The organism is Legionella santicrucis, from assembly GCF_001468135.1.
GTDB lineage: Bacteria > Pseudomonadota > Gammaproteobacteria > Legionellales > Legionellaceae > Legionella > Legionella santicrucis.
The window spans coordinates 19,101-39,539 of the sequence record NZ_LNYU01000081.1; the positions used below are offsets into that span (position 1 = coordinate 19,101).

Below are 20,439 nucleotides of genomic sequence, written 5' to 3' on the forward strand. Positions count from 1 at the left end.
GTAATGTTGTATTTGTTGTTTGCGCTTTTTGAGTTCACAAATCATAGTTTGTGACTCTTAAGCGTATAGGTTATGATTTCCTTTTTATAAGCAGTGAGAATTTTGCATGTCTTTAGATTTATTAAAAACATTGTCGCAATATATTATTCCAAAACAAAGTCTAACCTTGCTTGCTGGTTATTTAGCAGATGTGGAAAATATCAAAGTTAAGGATTACCTTATTCAACGCTTTATTCATGAATATCAAGTGAATATGAGCGAAGCTTTAATTGAAAATCCTGCGGTATATCGGTGTTTTAACGACTTTTTTATCCGTCGCTTAAAACCTGGGTGTAGACCTTTGGCACATGCAGGCATTATTTCTCCGGTAGATGGTTGTATTAGTGAAATAGGTTCAATAGAAGAAGACAAGCTGATTCAGGCAAAGGGACATTATTATACTGTCTCTGAGCTTCTTGCGTGCAATAAAGAAATCGCGTCTCGATTTATTAATGGGCGTTTTGCAACATTGTATTTATCGCCTAAAGATTATCATCGTGTACATATGCCTATAGATGCTGAAATTACTTCGATGACTTATATCCCTGGAGCCTTATTTTCAGTGCAACCGTCAACGGTTCGAGTGGTGCCCAAGTTATTTGCGCGTAATGAGCGTCTGGCCATCTTTTTTTCTACTTCAGTTGGCCCTATGGCTATAGTAATGGTTGGTGCAACTATAGTTGGTGCGATAGGAACAAGTTGGCATGGAGATATTAAACGAAGTAAAAATCGCGTTGATTTTGAATATCCGCAGACTAATAAAAGAATGGCCCAAGGCGATGAAATGGGTTACTTTAAGTTAGGCTCCACTGTTGTGCTGTTGTTTGCAGATGAGAGTAAAGTCCATTGGAACAAAGAATTAAAAGCAGGAAGTATGCTTCGTTTTGGCGAAGCTATGGGTGAAATTGAGTAGCCTAATACTTAAAAGGCTACCTGCATCGATTATAAAATAGATTTTGTGCAGTTATATCACCCAGAAGATAATGTTCATTGCTAAGTCAACTTTACTGCTTAGGTGCTAGCGATGAAGCAGGTGCTTCAGTATTTTGGGTTTGGGAAATATAGGCTGCGAAGAATCCTTGCGGATTGAGGGTAGTTCTTTCTCCTTGTTCTTCTGATGTTTGGAGTTTAGAGAAAAACTCTACCATTAAGCTTCCATGTTTAAATAAATGAGAAGTTATGGTTGACGTTAATAAAAAAGCATTATTAACTTGGCGAGTGAAGCTCAAATTGGTTGCAAAAGATGGACCGTATTTGCTCGATAAGTATTTTTTAAATGCTTGTTGTTGTTCCAGACTAATGTTTAAACTTTGTATGAGCTTAGTATCTTCCTCACTTAAATCTTCTCCTTCAATCCCTTTATCCCAGGCTTTTTTCAAGGCAAAGCGATTGCCAGGATTAATGGCTTTTTTGAAATTTTTGAAAAGAAACTCATTGATTTCGATTTGAATGACATCTACAGTGAGCACCTTTAGTAAGGGATGGCCGAGAACAGACTGAAAAAGCCGGCGTTTTACTCCTGAAAAGCAGCTGGGACGGTCTCCTTCGAGATCATCGTATTGTTCTTGTTGCCCATTGTTTTTGAGTCTACTTTTATCCCAGTTATGAGCTCGTCCTATATAAGCGAGTTCATCGATAAAATGCTCCAGGCGGGTTTCAAAGGTATGCTCATCGGCACACGGAGTTTTCTTATCAATAGCAGCCAGATAAAAAAGACTGATCAGTGATTGATATTCTTCAAATGTAGACCAACGCTCTGTACGCGCTTCATTGATGTTTACATAACTGGCATCTTGATGCATCCAAGGGTTAGGTTTAGAGAGATAGCGCCATGCGGTATGCGCTTTATTTTGATAATAGGCTTTAAATGCTTGTGCTTTTTGCCTTGGAAATAAATGGAGATTTTTGAAACTCTTCCATTCCAAGGGTAAAATTAGCTTTTTGTTGTGACCCTTTTTTTGAATAGAGATGGTAGCAGGATGCGCCTCATAGTGCACTTGTAGGGTGTTGCGTAAGTGGCTCATCACCTCATCAACTCCTGCTTGTTTTAAGAGTGGTTGATAACGCTTGGCCATTGCTTGCAACTGCTGTTGCTCACCCTGGGTTAAAGCTGTCATAGCTGATTCACGATCTGCTGCTAAAGTTCTTAAATTAAATCTTCCTTGTAGTTCTTGACGGTAATAATTAGATTGTTCTGCCAGATGTTGTACTGCAGGAATATTTAGCAGCACAGTTGTTGCCTCCTGATTGCCAACAGATAAAGCAAGGCGCAGTAGTTCGTTGGGCTGCTGATGGAGTGTCACTGCAGTATGAGCGAGTGCTTTGACAGCAGGAATGCCCAGCAAAAAGTGCAGATCATCGATTAAAATTGTATCATTTCTACGGATAAGATTTCGTGCTATATAAAACAACAGTTTGGCTTCTTCATCTGAGGCGACATCAAAAACTGTATCCAAGTTAGTTGCTTCTGCTTCCTGTTGTTGGGTGCGAAGGGTGCTTAGTTTTCGCATCATAAAATCCCAGACAGAACCATTGTATTCCCGTGTGTGGCTTTCCGCATAGGCAAAGGTGCTAGGATAACTCAATAAATATTGAATCACCTCTTCGCCATTATTGGCTGCGGCATATCGAAGCGCGTAGAACTCAGATGCTGCAAGCATTTCGTTTAATTTGTGAGGTATTTTTTCTGCTAGGAATTTCACTACTTGAAGTTTTTTTTGGGATGCTGCCTCTCGAAATGCACTAAAATTACTTGCTGTAGCCATTACTTCCAATTTTTCAGGTGCCTTCTCAGTCAGGTGTATAAGAATATCAAGATGACCATGATAAGCTGCCCAAAAAAAGCCATCGAAGTATTTATTTGCTTCAATCATTTGCTCTAGCTTTTTTGGTGCTTTTTGTTCCAAATATTTAAGAATATCGAGTTGGTTAGATTGTGCAGCTTGATTATAGTAATAAGAAAAGTGTGTTTCAATTATAGATTGTAGTTTATTCGGTACTTGTTTTTCTAGATATTGAAAAACATCAAGTGCTCCAAACCACGCTGCTTTTGAAACGATGTCATGTAGATCATCATTAGCAAGAGTTTCTAAATAATAGTTTAAAGAGTTAAGATGACTAAATTGAAGGGCGGTTTCCATTCGGTCAAAATGCGTATCGTCTTTCGCTGATGATCTTTTTTCAATAAGTCCATTAGTTCTAAAATTTTGGGGCTATCCCCTAACATGAATGTCAGGTCCAACATGGTCTCTGTGTGCACCCCCAATTGCCCACCTGCTTCAATAAGCTGCTGATTTTCCAAAGTAGGATGACTAAATGCGATAGCCAACCATGCTTTTTTTCGTTCAACATCTTCTTTATGTGTTAGCCAGTTACTCCCTATAAAAAATAGTTTTTCTTTTAATTCTTCATTGGGAATACTCATCCACGAGAGAATATAATCAGGAACTTCTTTATCTTTGAATAGCTTAGACCACACAAGTTCTGGAATGAATCGGGCTTGGAAGTGATTACGTCTATCTTCTTCGTTTGAAAACTTCATGAAACTATCTCTCTTATTGGTTGGCTATTGCTAAAAATTTGAGGTTTAATGAGGTAAAACCTAAATTTTTCTTCGGAATATTCACCCCTACATCGTTGTAATTTAATATTCTCTGCGGTTGATAGCTTATTATTTAGCCAAAATGGATTTTATTGGTCAAATTAATTGTAGTTATATGTGATATCAAATAATTTGATAAATTATTATTTTTAATAAGATAGGAAGTGATTAGTTAATGATATGGGGCGTTTTCTGCAGCTTGTGTGGAACTTCAGGGACAAGCTGCAGAACGTTGATAATTTTTACCTAGCTGATTTACTTGCAAAAATAGATGAGTATCAGGTAAGCTCAAAAAATGTACCTAGTTTTTTAGTGACTGCATTGTGGTAAACCACCGAAGCGACACTTAAATCTTGTATGGAAAGCCCTACTGATTTGAAAGCGGTGAGTTGGTTTTTGTAGTCTTGATTTTTATGAAGCAGCCAATCACCTATTTCAATAATTGACTCTTGCTTTAAATAATTTTGCTGTAACGCACTTATAATCTCGCCAGCTTCAGTTAATACTGCATGCAATTGATCGACAATCACTATCGCACGGCTTAGCAAGTCATTGTCGAGTTCTTTCATCTGCGCCGTATGAGAGCCTATGGCATTAATATGCGCATGGGGTTGTATGTCCTTAAAATGAAGTAGTGGCGCGGTACTTCCAGTTGCAGTACAAATAATGTCTGCATTTTTAACTGCTGCTGGAATATGATCATATACATTAATGGCATATTGATCCGCAAATTTTTCAGCAAATTGTTCGGCATTGCTTATATTTCTGGACCATACAGAGACTTGTTTGATAGCACGTACAGTTGCTACTGCTTGTAATTGCGTTTCTGCCTGAACTCCTGAGCCAATGATTGCAACATGAGTTGCATTATCTACCGCAAAATAGTTACTCGCTAAGCCTGAAACAGCGCCAGTTCTTAGTGCCGTTAGATACCCTCCGTCCATTAATGCTTGAGGCTCTCCAGTATTGGCATCAAGTAACAAAATACAACCGGTAATGGACGGTTTGTTTTTTGCATTATTTCTAGGAAAAATAGATACTACTTTTAATCCCAAGGCTTTATCTTGAGCAAGATAAGCGGGCATTGTTAAGGTCAAAGCATCCTCTTCCTTAATAGGTATTCCAGTTCTTAATGGTAATTGAACTTGTTGTTTTGCTAATTGAACAAATGCGTTTTCCATAGCGGTAATCGCTTGATCCATAGTAATGCATTGTTTGACTTCATCTCGAGATAATAAGCGAAGACCCATGATGACTTTCAACCTCCAAATTCCTTAGTTAAAGCAGCTAATAAAGTTGGGTATTTGAATTTAAATTGGTATTCAGCTAAACGCTGAGGCGCTACTGTTTGTCCTGATAATAACAACTCTTCGCCCATTTGGCCAAATAAAAGTCGAATACTCCAAGCAGGTAACCACAGAAATACTGGTTTTTTTAAAACTTGAGCTAATGTTTTAATGAATTTTTTTTGTGAGACGCATTCTGGTGCTACTAAATTTATAGGCCCTGTAATCTCTGGATGTGCTAACAAAAATAAAATGGCATGAACAAGATCGGTGCTATCAATCCAGGCTAAGGGTTGTTCTCCGTTGCCGATCACCGCCCCCATTCCATACTGAGTAGGAGTCTGCAATTTTTTTAACATCCCTTTCCCACGTTTTAAGACGACACCAAAGCGTATTAAGGTAATTGGCATACCCATTGTAAACCCTTTTTTCGCTGCCTCTTCCCATTGTGTAACCAGCTGTGTTGCAAAACTCTTTTCAGGAAAATGAATAGGCTCAGACGTTTCGGTAAATATAATGTTGTCTTGTGCTTGTTTTTTTTGTAATCCATAAATGCCAATGGCGCTTGCATTATATAAATGTGGTTTTTTATTCTTTGCAGTGATTCCCCATTCTACGAGTTGGTTTGTTGTTTTAAGACGACTGGAAAGCAGTTGCTCTTGAACTCGTGTATTCCAGCGATGGGCAGTAATGTCTTCTCCTGCTAAATTAATTATTGCAGCAAACTCGTCCGGATCTAAGGTATTAAGTCTATCCCAAGTTGTTGCATGGACTGTTTTTGAGAATATTTCTCTCACTTTTCCTTCATCTCGTCCTAGCACATGAATTTCATGTCCACATTGAAGGAGTTCGGGTATCAACGTTTGACCAACGAAGCCTGATCCTCCACTGACAATGATCTTCATACGAATCTCCTGGTTGTACTAAAAACTCAAAGCATGGCACCGTGAACAAAATTTATTAAAGTAATAACATTAACCTACGGTAAAAAGAGCAACTTATTGACAACAATGATTCTTAATGACATCGATAATCCACCGCAATCGCTTATCATTCTCTAGTCGTTTATGGTAATGGAGCATAATTCGGTATTCTTTGATAGGAAAGGGGAAGGGTTTAATTTCAAATTGGTACTTGCTTTGTAATGAAACAGCCAGTGAACGAGGCATCATTGCAATACAATTTGTTTGACCTATTACTTCGCAGACATTAATTAGGTTTGGTACAATTATTTTTGTCTTTCTCTTACCAAGCCCGGCCAATATTTTGAATAGCATATTGTCTTTACGTAGGTAACTGAATTGTACTTCAACATGATCGGCATTGAAGAAATCTTCGGTGGTGAGTTCCTGATTAACAAGAGGATTTGATGAGCCCATCACGCATACGACCTCATCAAAAAATAAGAGTTCGGCATTAGCGTTATTTCCAGTTTCAAGAAACGCAGGTCCCACTACAAAGTCAATTTCCGTCGCTAATAGATGTTCTAGGTTGACGTATTCTGACAATGACAGTGTTTTTAACGTAAAATTTGGGGCATTAGTGGATAAATAAGCACATAGCTTTGATAAAATAAGAAACTCTCCGTGAACTGATAAAATAGCTTTAAACGATAACTCTTCAGTAAATGGATCAAAAATTGTTTCTTGAAAAATATTTTTAGAGCTATCTAAAAACGCTTTAATTTTTGGTGCTAAATCTAAGGCTTTTTGGGTAGGTTGAAGTCCGTGTGCTTTCCTGATAAATAAAGGATCATCAAATAATTCACGTAATTCTTTTAAAATATAACTCATGGCTGTTTGTGTTAAAAACGTTTTCTCAGCAGCCTTTGAAACAGAGAGTTCGGTTATCAAAGTGTCAAAATGAATTAATAAATTTAAATTAATTCTTCTTATATCCATAAAATATATCCCGTAACAATCAGTTTTAATTAATAATTAGCTATAAGTATAGTTGAAAATGCAGAACACATTTAATTTTTTAATATCAATATATATTGAAATTAAAAAAATTAAAATGATTCAATAGATTTATATTTTGAAGAATCAACCAGGCAATTAAGAGACAGATTCTTCCTATTTTTCTGGGATAATGAGTCATGATAAATATCTTTTAAATACGTTATCTTTATATTAAAATCATGCAGGTAAGTATTAGTGAAGTTTCGAGGACATATTTATTAATTTTTAATGATAAATCAACAAGGCCTAATAGAAAGAACCTTGTTGAATCAGTTACTTAAATCCTCTCATAAAAATCCCTAATTTAACGTTTTGCAAAAGAAACATGTATCTCGTGCTAGGATGAATCCAGAACATTCAAATGAGGAATTATAATTTCTATTAATTAACGAGTAATTTTAAAGCTTTATCCGCATTCGATCATTAGCACAGACATCATCTGCCGCATAGCGAGTCTTAACCGAGCGAAAAAAAACATGAGTTCTTTTTAACTCTTGAGTTGATTGAAATTGAAGATCATCGACGGAGGTTTTAACATTATTATGCAGTGACTCTTTAAACCAGGGTGCTTTAAATGCAAATTTTGCCATTTTTTTGTGTTTAACTCTTAGCTCTTCAAAGTCAATTTGGTCAATAGAGTTATTATTTACTGCTACCGATGTAATCCCATTTATTTTAGTTTGTTCCGGGGGAACGGACACGGTATACAGATGAATATTATCTACTTGAACCCCAGATAAAAGTAAAAATTCCCATACTTTTTCCGGAGTATTTAAGGCATTATCGACTCTATAAATTCCCTCCGGATCGTATTCACTTTTATCTGGATTACGCGTTAGTGCCTCACATATTTTATAGAATCTTCCGTGATAGGCTTCGGCATCGGGAACCAACAAGCCAATATAAATTTTTGATTGAATCCCTTGTTGGCGCACTGCTTTTTGCCAAGTTACAAACTTATGCGGATTGGCAATGACCTGAGTAATAATATACATAGACATACCTCGCTGAGTAATAATTTTCTCTTTTTCTAAAAGAGAGTTCATACATTCCGCTTGGTTCATAAATTTACTGTACTCAGGATGACCGGCAATGCCTATTTCTTTTATCCCATATTCATTTAAATTGATGCATTTTAGGAATTCAGACGTATTATTAAAACGTTTATCTTCTAAGATACCTGTGCTAGATATACCTAACCAATGGGGTAACTCTCCTGTATCTGAACGAATGGCTTCGCCTTCTGTTGTTACTTTCATCCATTCAGGATAAGCATCGTTTATTTTTAGCTCTTCCAGCCATTGAGGGAATTTGCCTGTTTGATTATTAACAACTAACATTTCACCCGCACCAGGAAAATTGCCACCAGCTAAGATAACAACTTCATCAATATTTTGTGTTTTAAAGTAATTTAACAAGGATCGTGCTTCATTTTCAGTGTATTTTCTTACCGGTAAATAGGGGACTGGTTTTTTACCTCGCTCTTTCGCATTAACGATGGCTTTTTTAACATCTTTATCGAGTGACTTTTCAAAATTAGCAATATAAATTTTTGCTACATTATCAGGAGGTGTTTTATATTTTTCAAATTGTCTCAAAGAAAAAATCTCTAAAGAGCTAATATGGTCTGCAAGAGCAGGTGAATAATTAATGTGTTGTATTTCATAAGTTGATTTTAACCCTAAATATTCATTGGGGACCTTAACGGCAGAATATCCTTTTTCTTTAAATTTAAGGGATTGATCAGATTCATCTGTCGATTTAATTAAAATACATTCATTACCAAAATATAAGGGATCCATTTGATGAATGTCATCTATTTTTTTTACAATTACTTTGAAGTTTTTATCAAATAAATTTTTAACAAAATCAGTTGTTAATGAGATTTTATCACCTAAAAGATAAACAGGAATCGTTTTCCTGTATTCAAAATATTTATTCGATTTTTTCCACATAGGTACACCTTTTATAACTAAATTATGACGATATAGAAGCTATTAGCTTCGAGAATTAATGTTAACTTTTATATGATATTATCTACAATATAGATAAACCTTAACTAACTGTTTACCTCTAGGAAACAACGAATGAAAAAAGAGTATTCTCAGCTCATCATTTTTTATTATGTTGCTTTACTTAAGAGCTTCACTAAAGCTGCAGAACAGTTAAATTATTCAAAGGCCTATGTAAGCAAACAAGTGGCTGAATTGGAAGCACATATAGCCTTTCCACTGTTCCACCGAAGTACTCGATCTATTCAGTTGACTCCAGCTGGGGAGTCAATATTTGAGCATGCAGCTTTGATTGTTCAAGAATATCAAAATATTGAACATACTATTGCTGGGATTCGAAATAAGGCAGAGGGTTTATTACGCATTACTGCACCTCCGACTTATACGGATAATCTTCTAGCACCTAATATTTCGCATTTTATGAAGGAATATCCACAGATAAAACTTGAAATGAATATTTCAGGACAGCTACTAAATTTGGTCGATCAAAAAATAGATATAGCGATTCGTCTGACTCATGAGCCACCACTTGACCGAGTGGCAAAAAAAATGGGAATTTACCAAGAAATAATCTGTGCTTCTCCTGATTATTTACAACTAAATACAGAACCGCTTCATCCAAAAAATTTATTAAATCACGATTGCTTAACCTATGCCTATGCGGGCAATCCCACGAGCTGGCCTTTTTTAATTGAATCAGAAGTAAAGTCATTTAATATTAAATCGAAATTGGCAGTTAATAGTAGTAAAGTATTATTAGAATCAACTTTAAATGGATTGGGTATTGCTCGATTACCAAGCTACGCCGTCCATGAAGCAATTAAACAAAAGCGTTTGAAAAGTATTTTAGTAAGTTATTATCCTATCCCCATTCCCGTATATGCAATTTATGTTCAGAGCAGAGTTATACCTCAAAAAATACGCGCTTTTCTAAATTTCATACAGAAAATACACGAGAAATTACAAGAGGACTAAGATTTATGAAAATTCTATTCATACCAAATCAATAAAATCTTTTTTAAATAGTCCCCTCATAGAGGCTATAGGCTAAACAACGGAGGTGTCTTTAGTTACGCACACTTGCCGAAAGCAAGCAATTCTTTGAAATCTGAAGTGTCAATGTTCTGTACTTTTATATTATTTTTTGTTATTAAGATGGTGTAGGGAAGAACAATTTAATTATTTTTTATATTATCAAATTCGCAGTATTGAATGAGGTGGATTTATGTCTGTGGCTTCAATAAGAAAAGTTTATAATATCTATGCTTCTTTCTACGATTTTTTATTTGGATCTATTTTTAACCCTGGTCGTTCATTATGCACCAGTATTATTAATAAAGTCGCAAGACAAAATGCTTCCATTCTTGAAATTGGCATTGGCACTGGATTGTCATTACCTCTTTATCGTTCAGATTTACGGATTACGGGGATAGATATCTCAGAAAAAATGCTGGAAAAAGCACAAGAGCAGGTTGAAAAAAATCAGTTAGAAGATAGGGTACAATTAAAAGTTATGGATGCGGCTTATTTAGAGTTTCCTGATAATAGCTTTGATTTTATCGTTGCTATGTATGTTGCTTCAGTTGTTCCAGATGTTAATGCCTTTTTACAGGAGATCACTCGTGTTGCTAAACCTACAGCCGAAATTATATTTGTAAATCATTTTGCTTCAGAACACGCAGTAGTTCGTTTTTTTGAGAAAAAATTTGCTCTTGTGAATAAACTAGTAGGTTTTAAGTCGGATTTTTCAGTCCACTCTATCCTGGATTACAAGCAATTAAAGCTCTTGGACTCCCAAAAGATTAATTTATTTGGTTATTGGAAATTATTGCATTGTAAAATCAAAAAGAACGACGTTTCTTCATAATTGATATTAGAAATGGCTCTCCTATATAAAAGAGTATGGGAGAGATACTTTTTATGTGTCAATCCTCATACTCGTTTAAATCAAAAGCCTCTTGTAAATTCTCTAATTGTTCTGCAACTACATCCAATTTTTCAAAACTCGCAATATGGAACAATGCTTGTCCTGAGTGTACAAGGGGTAGTTTGCTTTCACCAATGATAATACCCGATATTGGAGATTTTAATTTATATTCTTCTGTACTTGTAGGGTTTGCTATAATTGCGATAACTTGACCTTTTGTGACTTTATTCCCAGATTTTTTGATGTGCCTCAAAATTCCACTGATAGGTGCTCTTAGCCAATAGCTGTTTCTTGAAACAGTAGGCGTACATTTTTTAACCCCATATCTACTGAGTTTAATCATTCCAAGTGCACCCATAACACTTAAAATTCCATTGATACCTGTTCTAATAGATAACTCATCAAATCTTAGCGATTCTCCTCCTTCATAGACTAGAATATGAATTCCCTGTTCATTTGCATACTCTCTCATTGAACCATCTCTAAAGGTTGAATGTAATATCACTGGAACGTTAAAAGCACGAGCTAAGTCTTCAACTCCTTGCATATCAAGATTTGCCCGGATCTGTGGTAAATTAAATCTATGGTTTGACCCAGTATGTAAGTCAATTGCATGTGTCGATTGGGATAAAATTTGCTTGCTAATGATTTCTGCAAGCATTGAGGCAAGTGAGCCTTTAGAGCTACCAGGGAAGGAGCGATTTAAGTCCCTTCTATCCATTAAGTAACGTTCTTGATATAAAAAACCATAGACGTTAACAATAGGAATCGCGATGACGTTCCCATTGATATGTTTTAATCCTTTTTTTTTCAACAGTCGTCGTATGATTTCAACGCCATTGATCTCATCGCCATGAATAGCTGCAGTAATACAGAGTGTGGGGCCTTCTTCTGGACCATTAATCACATGTATGGGCAGGCAGATAGGAGTCCAGTCATATAATTTTGGCATAGGCAATAAAATTGTTTTACGTTGTCCCGGTTTGATTTTTTCATCACCAATTATAATGGATGCTTTACTCATTTTTATCCTTAATTAATGACTCTATAAAAAAGTGTAGTCTGCATTTATGAGTATAGGTAAACTCATGCAGAATTGGCAAAGGAAGAACTGGGGTGGAATTTTTAGACGGAAAAATCTGTGTTGCGGTGTCTTGCCAACTTTCTTTAGCTTTTTGAAATAGAGTTCGATATCTGTTCGGCTTCTTTGTTAGTATCTTTACTCTCCGAGTAAATTAAATTCAGTGTAGCTCAAAGTTAAGTTGACGGTGCCCCCCATTTCTTGTCTCTCTCTTTTGGCAACAGGCAATTTGAGGCAGTTCAGGATTCGAAAAAATGAAGGTCCTTTTAATACATCGTTAATATTATTCCAGTATAATGTCTGTAAATTAGTCAATATGGACAGGTTGTGATTATTTTGTACGTTCCTTTTGAGGCGCATGAGCAAGGTGATTTAGTAATAGGTACTGAATTGTGGAGACAAGCTCACCAGTCGTCTTCCACCGAAGAAATCTATATTCATTATCATAAGCAACCGTTGGACAAATATACCTCTGGCATAAGTCGCGTTTATATTTGTGCGCATGGTTCTGAAAATGGAAATGATCTCTATAACAGAGCTGATGACAATACGCAAATAAAAAAAATTTCTATACCGGTTTTAGCGGAACGCTTTAATCATGATTTTCTTTTTTTGGCTCCAAAAATTCAACAAATTCATCTTTATTGTTGTGGTAATGAAGATAAGAACGAACGAATTGCAACACTTTTCCAATCTTACTTATTGCGCACGGAGTACAGTAGCATTCATTTTTACAAAGGTACCCTCGGGATCCCTAAGTCTCAGCCATCTTACCTCCATGAGTCTTCTAAAAAAATTAAGCCGGAATTTGTGATGATTGAAGAAGAGCAAAAATACTGTAAACAAGACACGGACCTTAGCTTTTTAAAAAAAGAAAGAGCTGCCGCTCAGATTTTACAGTACAAATATAGACGCGAAGAAATGATTAGTGCGAGGCGACTAAATTTTTTTAGCACTTCTATGGAAATAGCCAATGATCCTATGGAAATAACCAATGATCCCATGGAGCATCGTCAATATAACTTTTAGTGAAGTAAGGAGGAACTGAGGTGAAGTTTTAGACGGAATGAGGCATTTTTCTTTGCTTCGTGTGGGTTGATGGGCGTTTTCTACTCGGTTATTTAATTATAAATGCAAGACAAACTTAATTATCTGGCAATGAGCAAAGCTTATCATAAAGTATTGACTATATTATTTTCGTCTAGATGATATCATTAGGTTCTGTTGACAATTGGTTCCCACTCGCTATGCCAAGATAATACTTTTATTTTATTATTTAAATACGTTATTTTTTGATATTTTTGGTATTGATGAAGGAAGCCAAATGAAACGACTCTCGACTCTATTTTTTTCTCAAAAAGAAGAATCACTAAATCCTCATATAAAAAACGAAGGTAATGCACCAATTTATAAGAAATCTGTGGAAAAGACCGCACCTCGGCGAATTGTTGAAGAAGTTTATTTTCCGAGAATTTCATTTTTAGGTTGTCCCTTCATTTGGTATTATTATCCGATGCATGATTTGGCCATTTGGACAGGACATTTATATGGTACACCCGAAGAGAACCACAACTTAAAAACATTACTTACAAAACTACAAACTATCCCAGGAGTGCGTATTGAGGATGACGAGGCTGTAATCAGAAAGGCGGGTGATTTTTGTTTACAACATCAAATGAAATATATCTCATATGAAGAGCCTAATAACGTAGACTTTGCGTTAAAAAAAATATAAAAAAGATCCTTCCATTTCCTGCATAATTATCTTGTCATTCCTGAATTTAATTGAGCCATAAATTCATAAGGACTTACTTGGTGTGAGAAATAAAATCCTTGTCCATACTTACAACCATATTGTTGGAGTTGTTCTCTAATTTCTTGGTTTTCTACCCCATTGGCAAAAACATCTAATTCTAAAGTTTGTGCCATCTTAATAATGGCTTCAACAATTTTAGATTTTTTCTTATCTTTAATCATATTTAAAATAAGCGATTTTTCAATTTTTATTGTTTTGATAGGAAAATTAACTAGATAAATAAAAGAAGAATAACCACTGCAAAAATCATGTATTGCTATATTAACACCGAGATTGCTTAATTCATTTAACACGCTAATTGATTTTTCTTGATCAGATAAACACGCGCGTTCATCGAATTCTAATATTAAGTATTTAGGCGCAATTTTATTTTCGTTAAGTAAACTTTCTATAAAGACGGGTAGCTTTTTATCAATAGCATCTTGAATAGATAAGTTAACCGAAGCAAAAATTTTATGTCCTGCTTGATGCCAAAGTACTAATTGTTGGGTGACACTGGTTAACATAAATGAGGTTAATTGCTGGATTAAATTTGATCCTTCAATAAGCGAAATAAATTTTTCTGTGCCGATTAATCCATATTTTTCATGTACAAAACTACCTGTAGCCTCAGTTCCGATTATTTTACCTGTTGCTAGCTCAACTGTGGGTTGATAATAGATCTTAATGTCTTGGTTTTCTATGGATTTCTTTAGTCCATTCATCACAATTCGATTTGTCGTAAAATCTTCTTCCATATCTGAATTGTAAATTGCAAAGGGCTTGTCTTTCTTCCTTGCATGAAAAACGGCTGTGCGTGCATGATTTATTAATGAGACATCATCCTCTCCTGCATAAGGATAGACAGCGGCGCCTGCAGTAGTACTAATGGTTATATGAATTCCATCGACTATAAAATTAAGATTGGTCACATCTACAATAGCATTTAATAGCGCATTGAAATTAATATTTTTATTCAGCCTCGGTAGTAATAAAGCAAATTCATCACCCTCTACTCGGGCAATACTATTGATTCCCATGGTCGCCTGTAGCATAAAAGAGCTAATTAACATTTCTTTTAATTTTTTAACAAATTCAATCAAAACGCTATTGGAATTAAAATTACCAAAATTGCTATGAATAGCTTTGAAATCATTCAATTTTAATAGAATTACAGCCAATTCATTTGATTTTTCAATCTTATTAATGGCCTGTGTGATGTGTTCACCAAACAGAAGTGCATTAGGCAACTGAGTAAAAAAATCATGTTCACTTTCATATTTTAGTTTTGATTCGAGATCACCACTTTTATATCGTAGCTCCTCCGTTTTATTCGCAACAAATGATTCTGCCGTATTGACTAACCCATGACAAAACGACTGCCCCCAATAGGCAAAGAGAAAGGGAGTGAGATCAAGCATCCAAATAGCTGGATTGGTTGTTTGCGCTTTAATAAAGCCATCAAGATTAATAAAGCCTGTTATTTGATAGGACACAATAAGTGAAGCGATTAATATACTACTAATAGCAATGCTTAATCCTATATAAGCATACTTATTCACATATTCCTTTAAAATAATTGAACTTTTTGCAAGTTTGTAATTTATATCCATATGCCAATTGGAGTCACTTTAAACTATATCGATCTAATCGGCAGAAGAGATAATTACTTTAAAAAATTTTTATACCATTTAGTATCTTCTGAAAAATTATCTAAACTTGGTTTAGATAAAGAAAAAAACAAGGGTTATAAGGAGATAACAATGAAAAGAATCTTTTTGCTTTTAATGGGAATGAGCGTTTTTTATTATGTGTATGCAGCAGAGAATGACCTAGGTAATAGCACTAGCAATTCTAATATTAATACTACTCCCAGCTCAGGAATTAATTCTAATATGGATGCTAATCCTTCTTCAGGAGTTAATTCTAATATGGATGCTAATCCTTCCTCAGGAGTTAATCCAGGTCCAGGTATTAATCCTAATCCAGGCGCCACTCCTAGCCCAGGAACTAATTCTACTCCAGGAACTAATCCTACTCCGGGGACTAATCCTACTCCAGGAATTAATCCTTCCCCAGGGATTAATCCTACTCCAGGGACTAATCCTACTCCAGGGACTAATCCTGCTCCAGGGACTAATCCTGCTCCAGGGACTAATCCTGCTCCAGGGACTAATCCTGCTCCAGGGACTAATCCTACTCCAGGAGCCAATTCTAACCCAGGAACTACCCCTATTTTAAAAACTAATTCTAGCACGGGAACAAGTTATTAATAGATCTTACATGTAAGTTAGAATTTGGGGGATATAAGATGGCGAGTCATTACTCTGACATGTTAAATCCCCCCTCACCATCATTGAATCCTACGGACAAGACGTGCAAGTAATTACTTTTTAAATACGAATAGATTTGTTTTTATTTATACCATTCGCTCTTTATTTGATCTGATTTTGTCATAAAAAAATATCTTTACACTCAGATTTGTTTCTGTTAACAATAAATTGCTGCCTTTTAGCAAAGAGTTGTAATGGATTTACATTGTCTTTACTAAGGAGTTAAAATTATGCCCAAAGATAGAATGGATATCGATGAAAGTTCTATGGAAAAAGACCTCAAAAAGGAAAAAAAAGGTCAACAAGATACCGGTATTTCACCCTCCCACAATTCTGAAACTGACAAAAACAACAAAAAATTTACTGCGAATGATTTTTCTCATCTCACAAAAAATGAGCATTTTCGTTATGCACCAAATAGCAAAAAAATAGGACATGCAGTGATCACTAAAGAGGATGATCAAACTGTTGCACTACAATATGAACTTCCTTCTGTCAATGATGAAGAAACACCTACAGTTCGTCCTTTGGTTAATATTGAAGCGATTGAACCTTTCCGTGGGATGCATCGATTTCGAGCTCAAACACCTGATGGTCATACACCGATGTATGCAAAACGCTTTATTAATGGAAAAGTAGGGGAGAACGACGATGAAGAGCCCATTCAAATAGCTTGTTTTTCTCCCTCTCCTGAAGAAGGTAAGCAACCTTTTTGGGGGTCGATTAAAGAAACACCTTTATTTCGAGAGGATCTTCCTAAATCAGTGAAAAAAGATTTAAAGAAAGATTTGGCAGAAATGGAACGCGTCACTAAGGGCGGGGATGTTTTAACGGTTGAGCATGATTCTGTTCCGCAACGTGATCTTATTAAAACAAGAACTCCTGATCAAAATACAGTGATGGGAGAATCAGCTCGAGATGCCTATGAACATTTTTTTGATAAAATGACCGATGAACTTCATCCAGAGATGAAAAAACGGTTACAACGCGCCTTTAAAGCAGATATTAAAGATAATTTTTATAAAAATAGCTTTCGCCCCGAATGGTTGCATCTTAAAGGTTGGTCATTAATGCCAATGAGTATGAACCCACAAACTAAAGATAACCTAGGTTCTGCGCCAAAATGGGCCAATACCCAGATGATGATTTTAGAACGAATTATCAAATGGTTCGCCATAAATGCTCCAGACTCCTTATTAACAATTAAACCCAAATTTGAAATGTTGCTTGATTCTGAAGTGGTGAAGCATATTGATTTTGATGTGAAAATTAAAATAAAAGAACGATATGTAGAATTGATGCAATCCATAGATCCTTTTCTGGCTTATCCTTTATTTCCTAAAGCATCTGATTTAGCTCAGGGTGCTGGAGTAACTTATAATATTTTAAATAAGATCGATCCGGTGAGTAAACAAATAGTTAAAGGTGCCAAATCAAAAGGTGATGAACATGGTTCATCTAAAAAAGGTACATCTATTTTAACAAAAACCCAAGTAAACAAGACCGATGCAATAAAAACCTCAGTATCTCATCAAGAGGCTTCTTTAGACGAGATTCCCCTAAGTAGAAAAAGAAAGCGTGATAGGGATGTTGAAGAGGATTTTGAACGGAGTGCACCAAAATCCAAACGAGTTGCTCTAGAAAACCAAGTAGCGAGATCGCCACATGAGTCAACGAGTGATAAACCAAGCTCACTGAATCGAAAAAGAAGGCGAACAGAAGAAAGTGACGAAGAAGAGTTTTTCGAGCCGCCAGTTAGAAAACGAGTCAAGTTTCCTACTCAGAATCAACATGAGCGCTCAGTAGTACAAATTTATTCTGATTTTTTTGTTGCCGATTATGATAATCCCTGGCGAGGCCCAGAATCTTCTGCTTGTTCAGGTTCTGGTTTTATTGTGCAAGATCCTTCGGGAAAAAAATACGTTATGACTAATGCTCATGTAGCGGAAAACTCAACCTTTCTGCAAGTGCGATTAGCGAATAATCGCATTAAAAAATATGAAGCAAAGGTTAAATGTGTTTCATATCAATGTGATTTAGCTTTATTAGAGGTTGATGATCCTGAATTTGCTGAACTTATAGACCCAGTAGAAATGGGTGAGATGGTGAGTTTACGCGATAGAATCATGGTTGTTGGTTTCCCTATGGGCGGTACAGAAATATCTCTTTCAAAAGGTATTGTTTCACGTATTCAAGTAGATAGTTACTCCATGAGCGGCCAAAATTTGTTACAAGCTCAAGTTGATGCTGCAATTAATCCTGGGAATAGTGGTGGACCAGTATTTATAGGAAACAAAGTAGTTGGCGTTGCTTTTCAAGGATACGGTGGACATCAAGGATTAAACTATATTATCCCGGTTCCTATCATGGAGCATTTCTTAAGAGAAGCATTTAATGGCAAGAAATATCGTGGATTCCCAACCCTTCCTATTGTTACCGAACAAATCGAAAACTTTCATGAGCGTGAATTTTATAAGATGGGCAAACGCTCGGGAATTCGCATTTTAAAAGTAGATAATTTATCCGATGCATTTAATAAGTTAAACCCCGATGACATCATACTTGCTATTGATGGATTACCGATTTCAAACGAAGGTACAGTCGATATTCCAGAAATCGGCAATTGTATCGATTATTTTCATGTGACACAGTCTAAATTCATCGGTGATAAAGTCAGACTCAACATTTTACGCAAGAAAGTAAATGAAGAGGCAGTTGAGGAGTTAGAGATTGATGTTGTTTTGGATACGATCTTGGGAGATACCGAGAAAGTATCAGTCTCAGAGCACGATAAAATGCCAACTTATTACATCAACTCTGGAATTTGTTTTGTTCCGTTGACACGTAATTATATGGAAGGAAATGGCTGTGAATTTGAAGAGATGCATTTGGTTGAAGAGAACTGCTCCTTACCTGATGCCCCTAAAAAAAATCCTACTGATCAAGTTATTGTGATCAATACAATTCTTAATTGTAAGGAAACACAAGGTTACGAAAAGCACATTCGTAGCATTGTTAAAGAAATAAATGGTAAACCGATTAACAATATTCATGATGTTATTCGTGCCATGGAAGAGAATAAAGAGAAAAGACATCTAATTTCACTGGCTTCAAAATCAAAAATTGTTATTCCTAATATGCCTGCTGAAGAACACGCTAAGTTATTAAAACGTAATCATATAACTCAAGATAGATCTTCAGATTTAGATTTGATGCTTGTTGACTCCAGAGATTCTTCACCTATAAATGGTTCCAAAAGATCAGAATTGTATGTAGAAGAAATGGAATTAACCCAATCAGGAATGCATGCTCTTTTTACCCGCATGGGGTATCCAGAAATAATTAGTGGCTCTATCTATAATGGTAATCCAACACTTAATTTAGATGCACTGAATCGCCAAGGATTCATGCCTATATTAACTGATGTTGGTCAAAGAAATGTTTCTGGCCATTGGATTATGTTAATGCACGGCCATGGTAATCGATACTTCATTTTTGATCCTTTAGGGCCGACATCAGGTAAAAATTATGTAGATTGTCTAGTAAACCAATTACCTAAGGGAGCCAAACTTTCTGTTATTCCGAATGCCGAAGGATTAAACAGAGGATTATGTGGGTATTGGGTTGCATCAACAGGTTTGAGGACTTATGCTGCATTAAAACAAACTAACTCACCCAATTTAGAGAGAATGGGTCAAACGGTTACTGCGGAGATGCAGGCTGAGCTAGCCAATAATGGATTTATGAAAATTATCACTTGGTTGCAGTCTGTGGCTGAAAAATTTACAGGTACTCCAGCAGTAAATCCCATAGATGCGCGAGAATTAAGACAAACCAGCGAAGCAGAGCTACAGCGTCCTAAAATTATAAGCCCTATTCCTATAAAACCGCTCTCTATGGGGCTGTTTGGCCAACTTTCTGCAAATAGCGAACAGAAAGAGGCTAAGCCTAAACGAAGACGAATTATTGAATCAGATGAAGAGGAAATCGAGGAAGTTAAAAGTCCATCATCAGGTAAAGAAGGAGGAGAGTTAACAAGGGATATGTTGCCTGGTTTAAAACGCTGGCAACAAAAAATTGAAGAGATGGAGGAGCGTTATAAAGATCTTCCAGAGAATGAAGAAGATGATGAAGATTATGTTAATTCCTCTGAAGATTCAGAATATTCCGATGAGGAAGAAAGTGTATCTGATGGGAACAGTATGGATATAGAAGATTCAGAGTCAGAAGAGATAGTCGAGGTACAAGCAAAAAATAAATCCTCTAAAAATGCACGTCTTCATGGTCATGGATTTTTCAAACCAGCCTCTATGGATATTGACACTAATCCTGAACAGAATCAGAAACGATTCCAATACAAATAATCCATTTCTTTATTGCGCTGGGTGAGTCAGGCCCAGCGTT

General features: G+C 35.9%; 15 protein-coding genes. 6 read left to right on the forward strand and 9 right to left on the reverse strand.

The window, feature by feature from the left end:
- Window positions 1–106: 106 nt before the first annotated feature.
- Window positions 107–952: an archaetidylserine decarboxylase gene (asd, locus tag Lsan_RS13545; RefSeq protein ID WP_058514750.1), complete on the forward strand. Its 846-nt coding sequence runs from the start codon at window positions 107–109 to the stop codon at window positions 950–952.
- Between the two features lie 91 nt (window positions 953–1,043).
- On the opposite strand, the gene Lsan_RS13550 is transcribed toward asd, so the two are convergent.
- The 6 genes from Lsan_RS13550 to Lsan_RS13570 all read right to left on the reverse strand — a co-directional run bounded on the left by Lsan_RS13550 (window position 1,044) and on the right by Lsan_RS13570 (window position 8,842).
- On the reverse strand, window positions 1,044–3,179 hold the full coding sequence (locus Lsan_RS13550; protein ID WP_065236311.1) for an ankyrin repeat domain-containing protein: 2,136 nt from the start codon (window positions 3,177–3,179) through the stop codon (window positions 1,044–1,046).
- A complete protein-coding gene (locus tag Lsan_RS21275; protein ID WP_065236312.1) occupies window positions 3,140–3,580 on the reverse strand; it encodes a hypothetical protein in 441 nt (146 codons plus the stop codon). Before Lsan_RS21275 ends, Lsan_RS13550 begins: the two co-directional genes overlap by 40 nt.
- A gap of 338 nt (window positions 3,581–3,918) precedes the next feature.
- Window positions 3,919–4,890 (reverse strand): ornithine cyclodeaminase family protein, encoded by a 972-nt coding sequence (locus Lsan_RS13555; RefSeq protein WP_058514939.1) that lies wholly within the window; start codon window positions 4,888–4,890, stop codon window positions 3,919–3,921.
- 8 nt (window positions 4,891–4,898) lie between these two features.
- A complete protein-coding gene (locus Lsan_RS13560) occupies window positions 4,899–5,831 on the reverse strand; it encodes a TIGR01777 family oxidoreductase (protein ID WP_058514751.1) in 933 nt (310 codons plus the stop codon).
- Between the two features lie 93 nt (window positions 5,832–5,924).
- Window positions 5,925–6,827, reverse strand: coding sequence for a LysR family transcriptional regulator (locus tag Lsan_RS13565; protein WP_058514752.1), 903 nt, complete (start codon window positions 6,825–6,827; stop codon window positions 5,925–5,927).
- Between the two features lie 458 nt (window positions 6,828–7,285).
- Complete coding sequence (locus Lsan_RS13570) at window positions 7,286–8,842, reverse strand: methylenetetrahydrofolate reductase (RefSeq protein WP_058514753.1); 1,557 nt, start codon at window positions 8,840–8,842, stop codon at window positions 7,286–7,288.
- Window positions 8,843–8,974: 132 nt separating this feature from the next.
- Here Lsan_RS13570 and Lsan_RS13575 point away from each other — a divergent pair, with 132 nt between their 5' ends.
- Together Lsan_RS13575 and pmtA are read left to right on the forward strand one after the other, a co-directional pair.
- The gene (locus Lsan_RS13575; RefSeq protein ID WP_058514754.1) at window positions 8,975–9,874 is read left to right on the forward strand and encodes a LysR family transcriptional regulator; all 900 of its coding nucleotides are present in this window, start codon (window positions 8,975–8,977) and stop codon (window positions 9,872–9,874) included.
- Between the two features lie 250 nt (window positions 9,875–10,124).
- Window positions 10,125–10,766, forward strand: a complete 642-nt coding sequence (gene pmtA, locus Lsan_RS13580; RefSeq protein ID WP_058514755.1) for a phospholipid N-methyltransferase PmtA — start codon at window positions 10,125–10,127, stop codon at window positions 10,764–10,766.
- Between the two features lie 58 nt (window positions 10,767–10,824).
- Here pmtA and Lsan_RS13585 read toward each other — a convergent pair whose 3' ends face one another.
- A complete protein-coding gene (locus tag Lsan_RS13585; protein WP_058514756.1) occupies window positions 10,825–11,850 on the reverse strand; it encodes a succinylglutamate desuccinylase/aspartoacylase family protein in 1,026 nt (341 codons plus the stop codon).
- Window positions 11,851–12,234: 384 nt separating this feature from the next.
- On the opposite strand from Lsan_RS13585, the gene Lsan_RS13590 reads away from it, so the two are divergent.
- Window positions 12,235–12,936 (forward strand): hypothetical protein, encoded by a 702-nt coding sequence (locus Lsan_RS13590; protein WP_058514757.1) that lies wholly within the window; start codon window positions 12,235–12,237, stop codon window positions 12,934–12,936.
- 295 nt (window positions 12,937–13,231) lie between these two features.
- Window positions 13,232–13,642 (forward strand): hypothetical protein, encoded by a 411-nt coding sequence (locus Lsan_RS13595; RefSeq protein ID WP_237762140.1) that lies wholly within the window; start codon window positions 13,232–13,234, stop codon window positions 13,640–13,642.
- A gap of 26 nt (window positions 13,643–13,668) precedes the next feature.
- On the opposite strand, the gene Lsan_RS13600 is transcribed toward Lsan_RS13595, so the two are convergent.
- Together Lsan_RS13600 and Lsan_RS23070 are read right to left on the reverse strand one after the other, a co-directional pair.
- Window positions 13,669–15,315: a putative bifunctional diguanylate cyclase/phosphodiesterase gene (locus Lsan_RS13600; protein WP_058514759.1), complete on the reverse strand. Its 1,647-nt coding sequence runs from the start codon at window positions 15,313–15,315 to the stop codon at window positions 13,669–13,671.
- Between the two features lie 194 nt (window positions 15,316–15,509).
- Entirely contained in the window at window positions 15,510–15,959 is a 450-nt protein-coding gene (locus tag Lsan_RS23070) for a hypothetical protein (RefSeq protein ID WP_133134282.1), read from the reverse strand.
- Window positions 15,960–16,265: 306 nt separating this feature from the next.
- On the opposite strand from Lsan_RS23070, the gene Lsan_RS23375 reads away from it, so the two are divergent.
- Window positions 16,266–20,399, forward strand: a complete 4,134-nt coding sequence (locus tag Lsan_RS23375) for a PDZ domain-containing protein (protein ID WP_058514761.1) — start codon at window positions 16,266–16,268, stop codon at window positions 20,397–20,399.
- The last annotated feature ends 40 nt before the right edge of the window (window positions 20,400–20,439 follow it).

Bases quoted from the DNA above. Each gene is read 5' to 3' on its own strand.
- asd (WP_058514750.1), top strand. From the start codon at position 107: ATGTCTTTAGATTTATTAAAAACATTGTCGCAATATATTATTCCAAAA.
- Lsan_RS13550 (WP_065236311.1), bottom strand. From the start codon at position 3,179: ATGGAAACCGCCCTTCAATTTAGTCATCTTAACTCTTTAAACTATTAT.
- Lsan_RS21275 (WP_065236312.1), bottom strand. From the start codon at position 3,580: ATGAAGTTTTCAAACGAAGAAGATAGACGTAATCACTTCCAAGCCCGA.
- Lsan_RS13555 (WP_058514939.1), bottom strand. From the start codon at position 4,890: ATGGGTCTTCGCTTATTATCTCGAGATGAAGTCAAACAATGCATTACT.
- Lsan_RS13560 (WP_058514751.1), bottom strand. From the start codon at position 5,831: ATGAAGATCATTGTCAGTGGAGGATCAGGCTTCGTTGGTCAAACGTTG.
- Lsan_RS13565 (WP_058514752.1), bottom strand. From the start codon at position 6,827: ATGGATATAAGAAGAATTAATTTAAATTTATTAATTCATTTTGACACT.
- Lsan_RS13570 (WP_058514753.1), bottom strand. From the start codon at position 8,842: ATGTGGAAAAAATCGAATAAATATTTTGAATACAGGAAAACGATTCCT.
- Lsan_RS13575 (WP_058514754.1), top strand. From the start codon at position 8,975: ATGAAAAAAGAGTATTCTCAGCTCATCATTTTTTATTATGTTGCTTTA.
- pmtA (WP_058514755.1), top strand. From the start codon at position 10,125: ATGTCTGTGGCTTCAATAAGAAAAGTTTATAATATCTATGCTTCTTTC.
- Lsan_RS13585 (WP_058514756.1), bottom strand. From the start codon at position 11,850: ATGAGTAAAGCATCCATTATAATTGGTGATGAAAAAATCAAACCGGGA.
- Lsan_RS13595 (WP_237762140.1), top strand. From the start codon at position 13,232: ATGAAACGACTCTCGACTCTATTTTTTTCTCAAAAAGAAGAATCACTA.
- Lsan_RS13600 (WP_058514759.1), bottom strand. From the start codon at position 15,315: ATGGATATAAATTACAAACTTGCAAAAAGTTCAATTATTTTAAAGGAA.
- Lsan_RS23375 (WP_058514761.1), top strand. From the start codon at position 16,266: ATGCCCAAAGATAGAATGGATATCGATGAAAGTTCTATGGAAAAAGAC.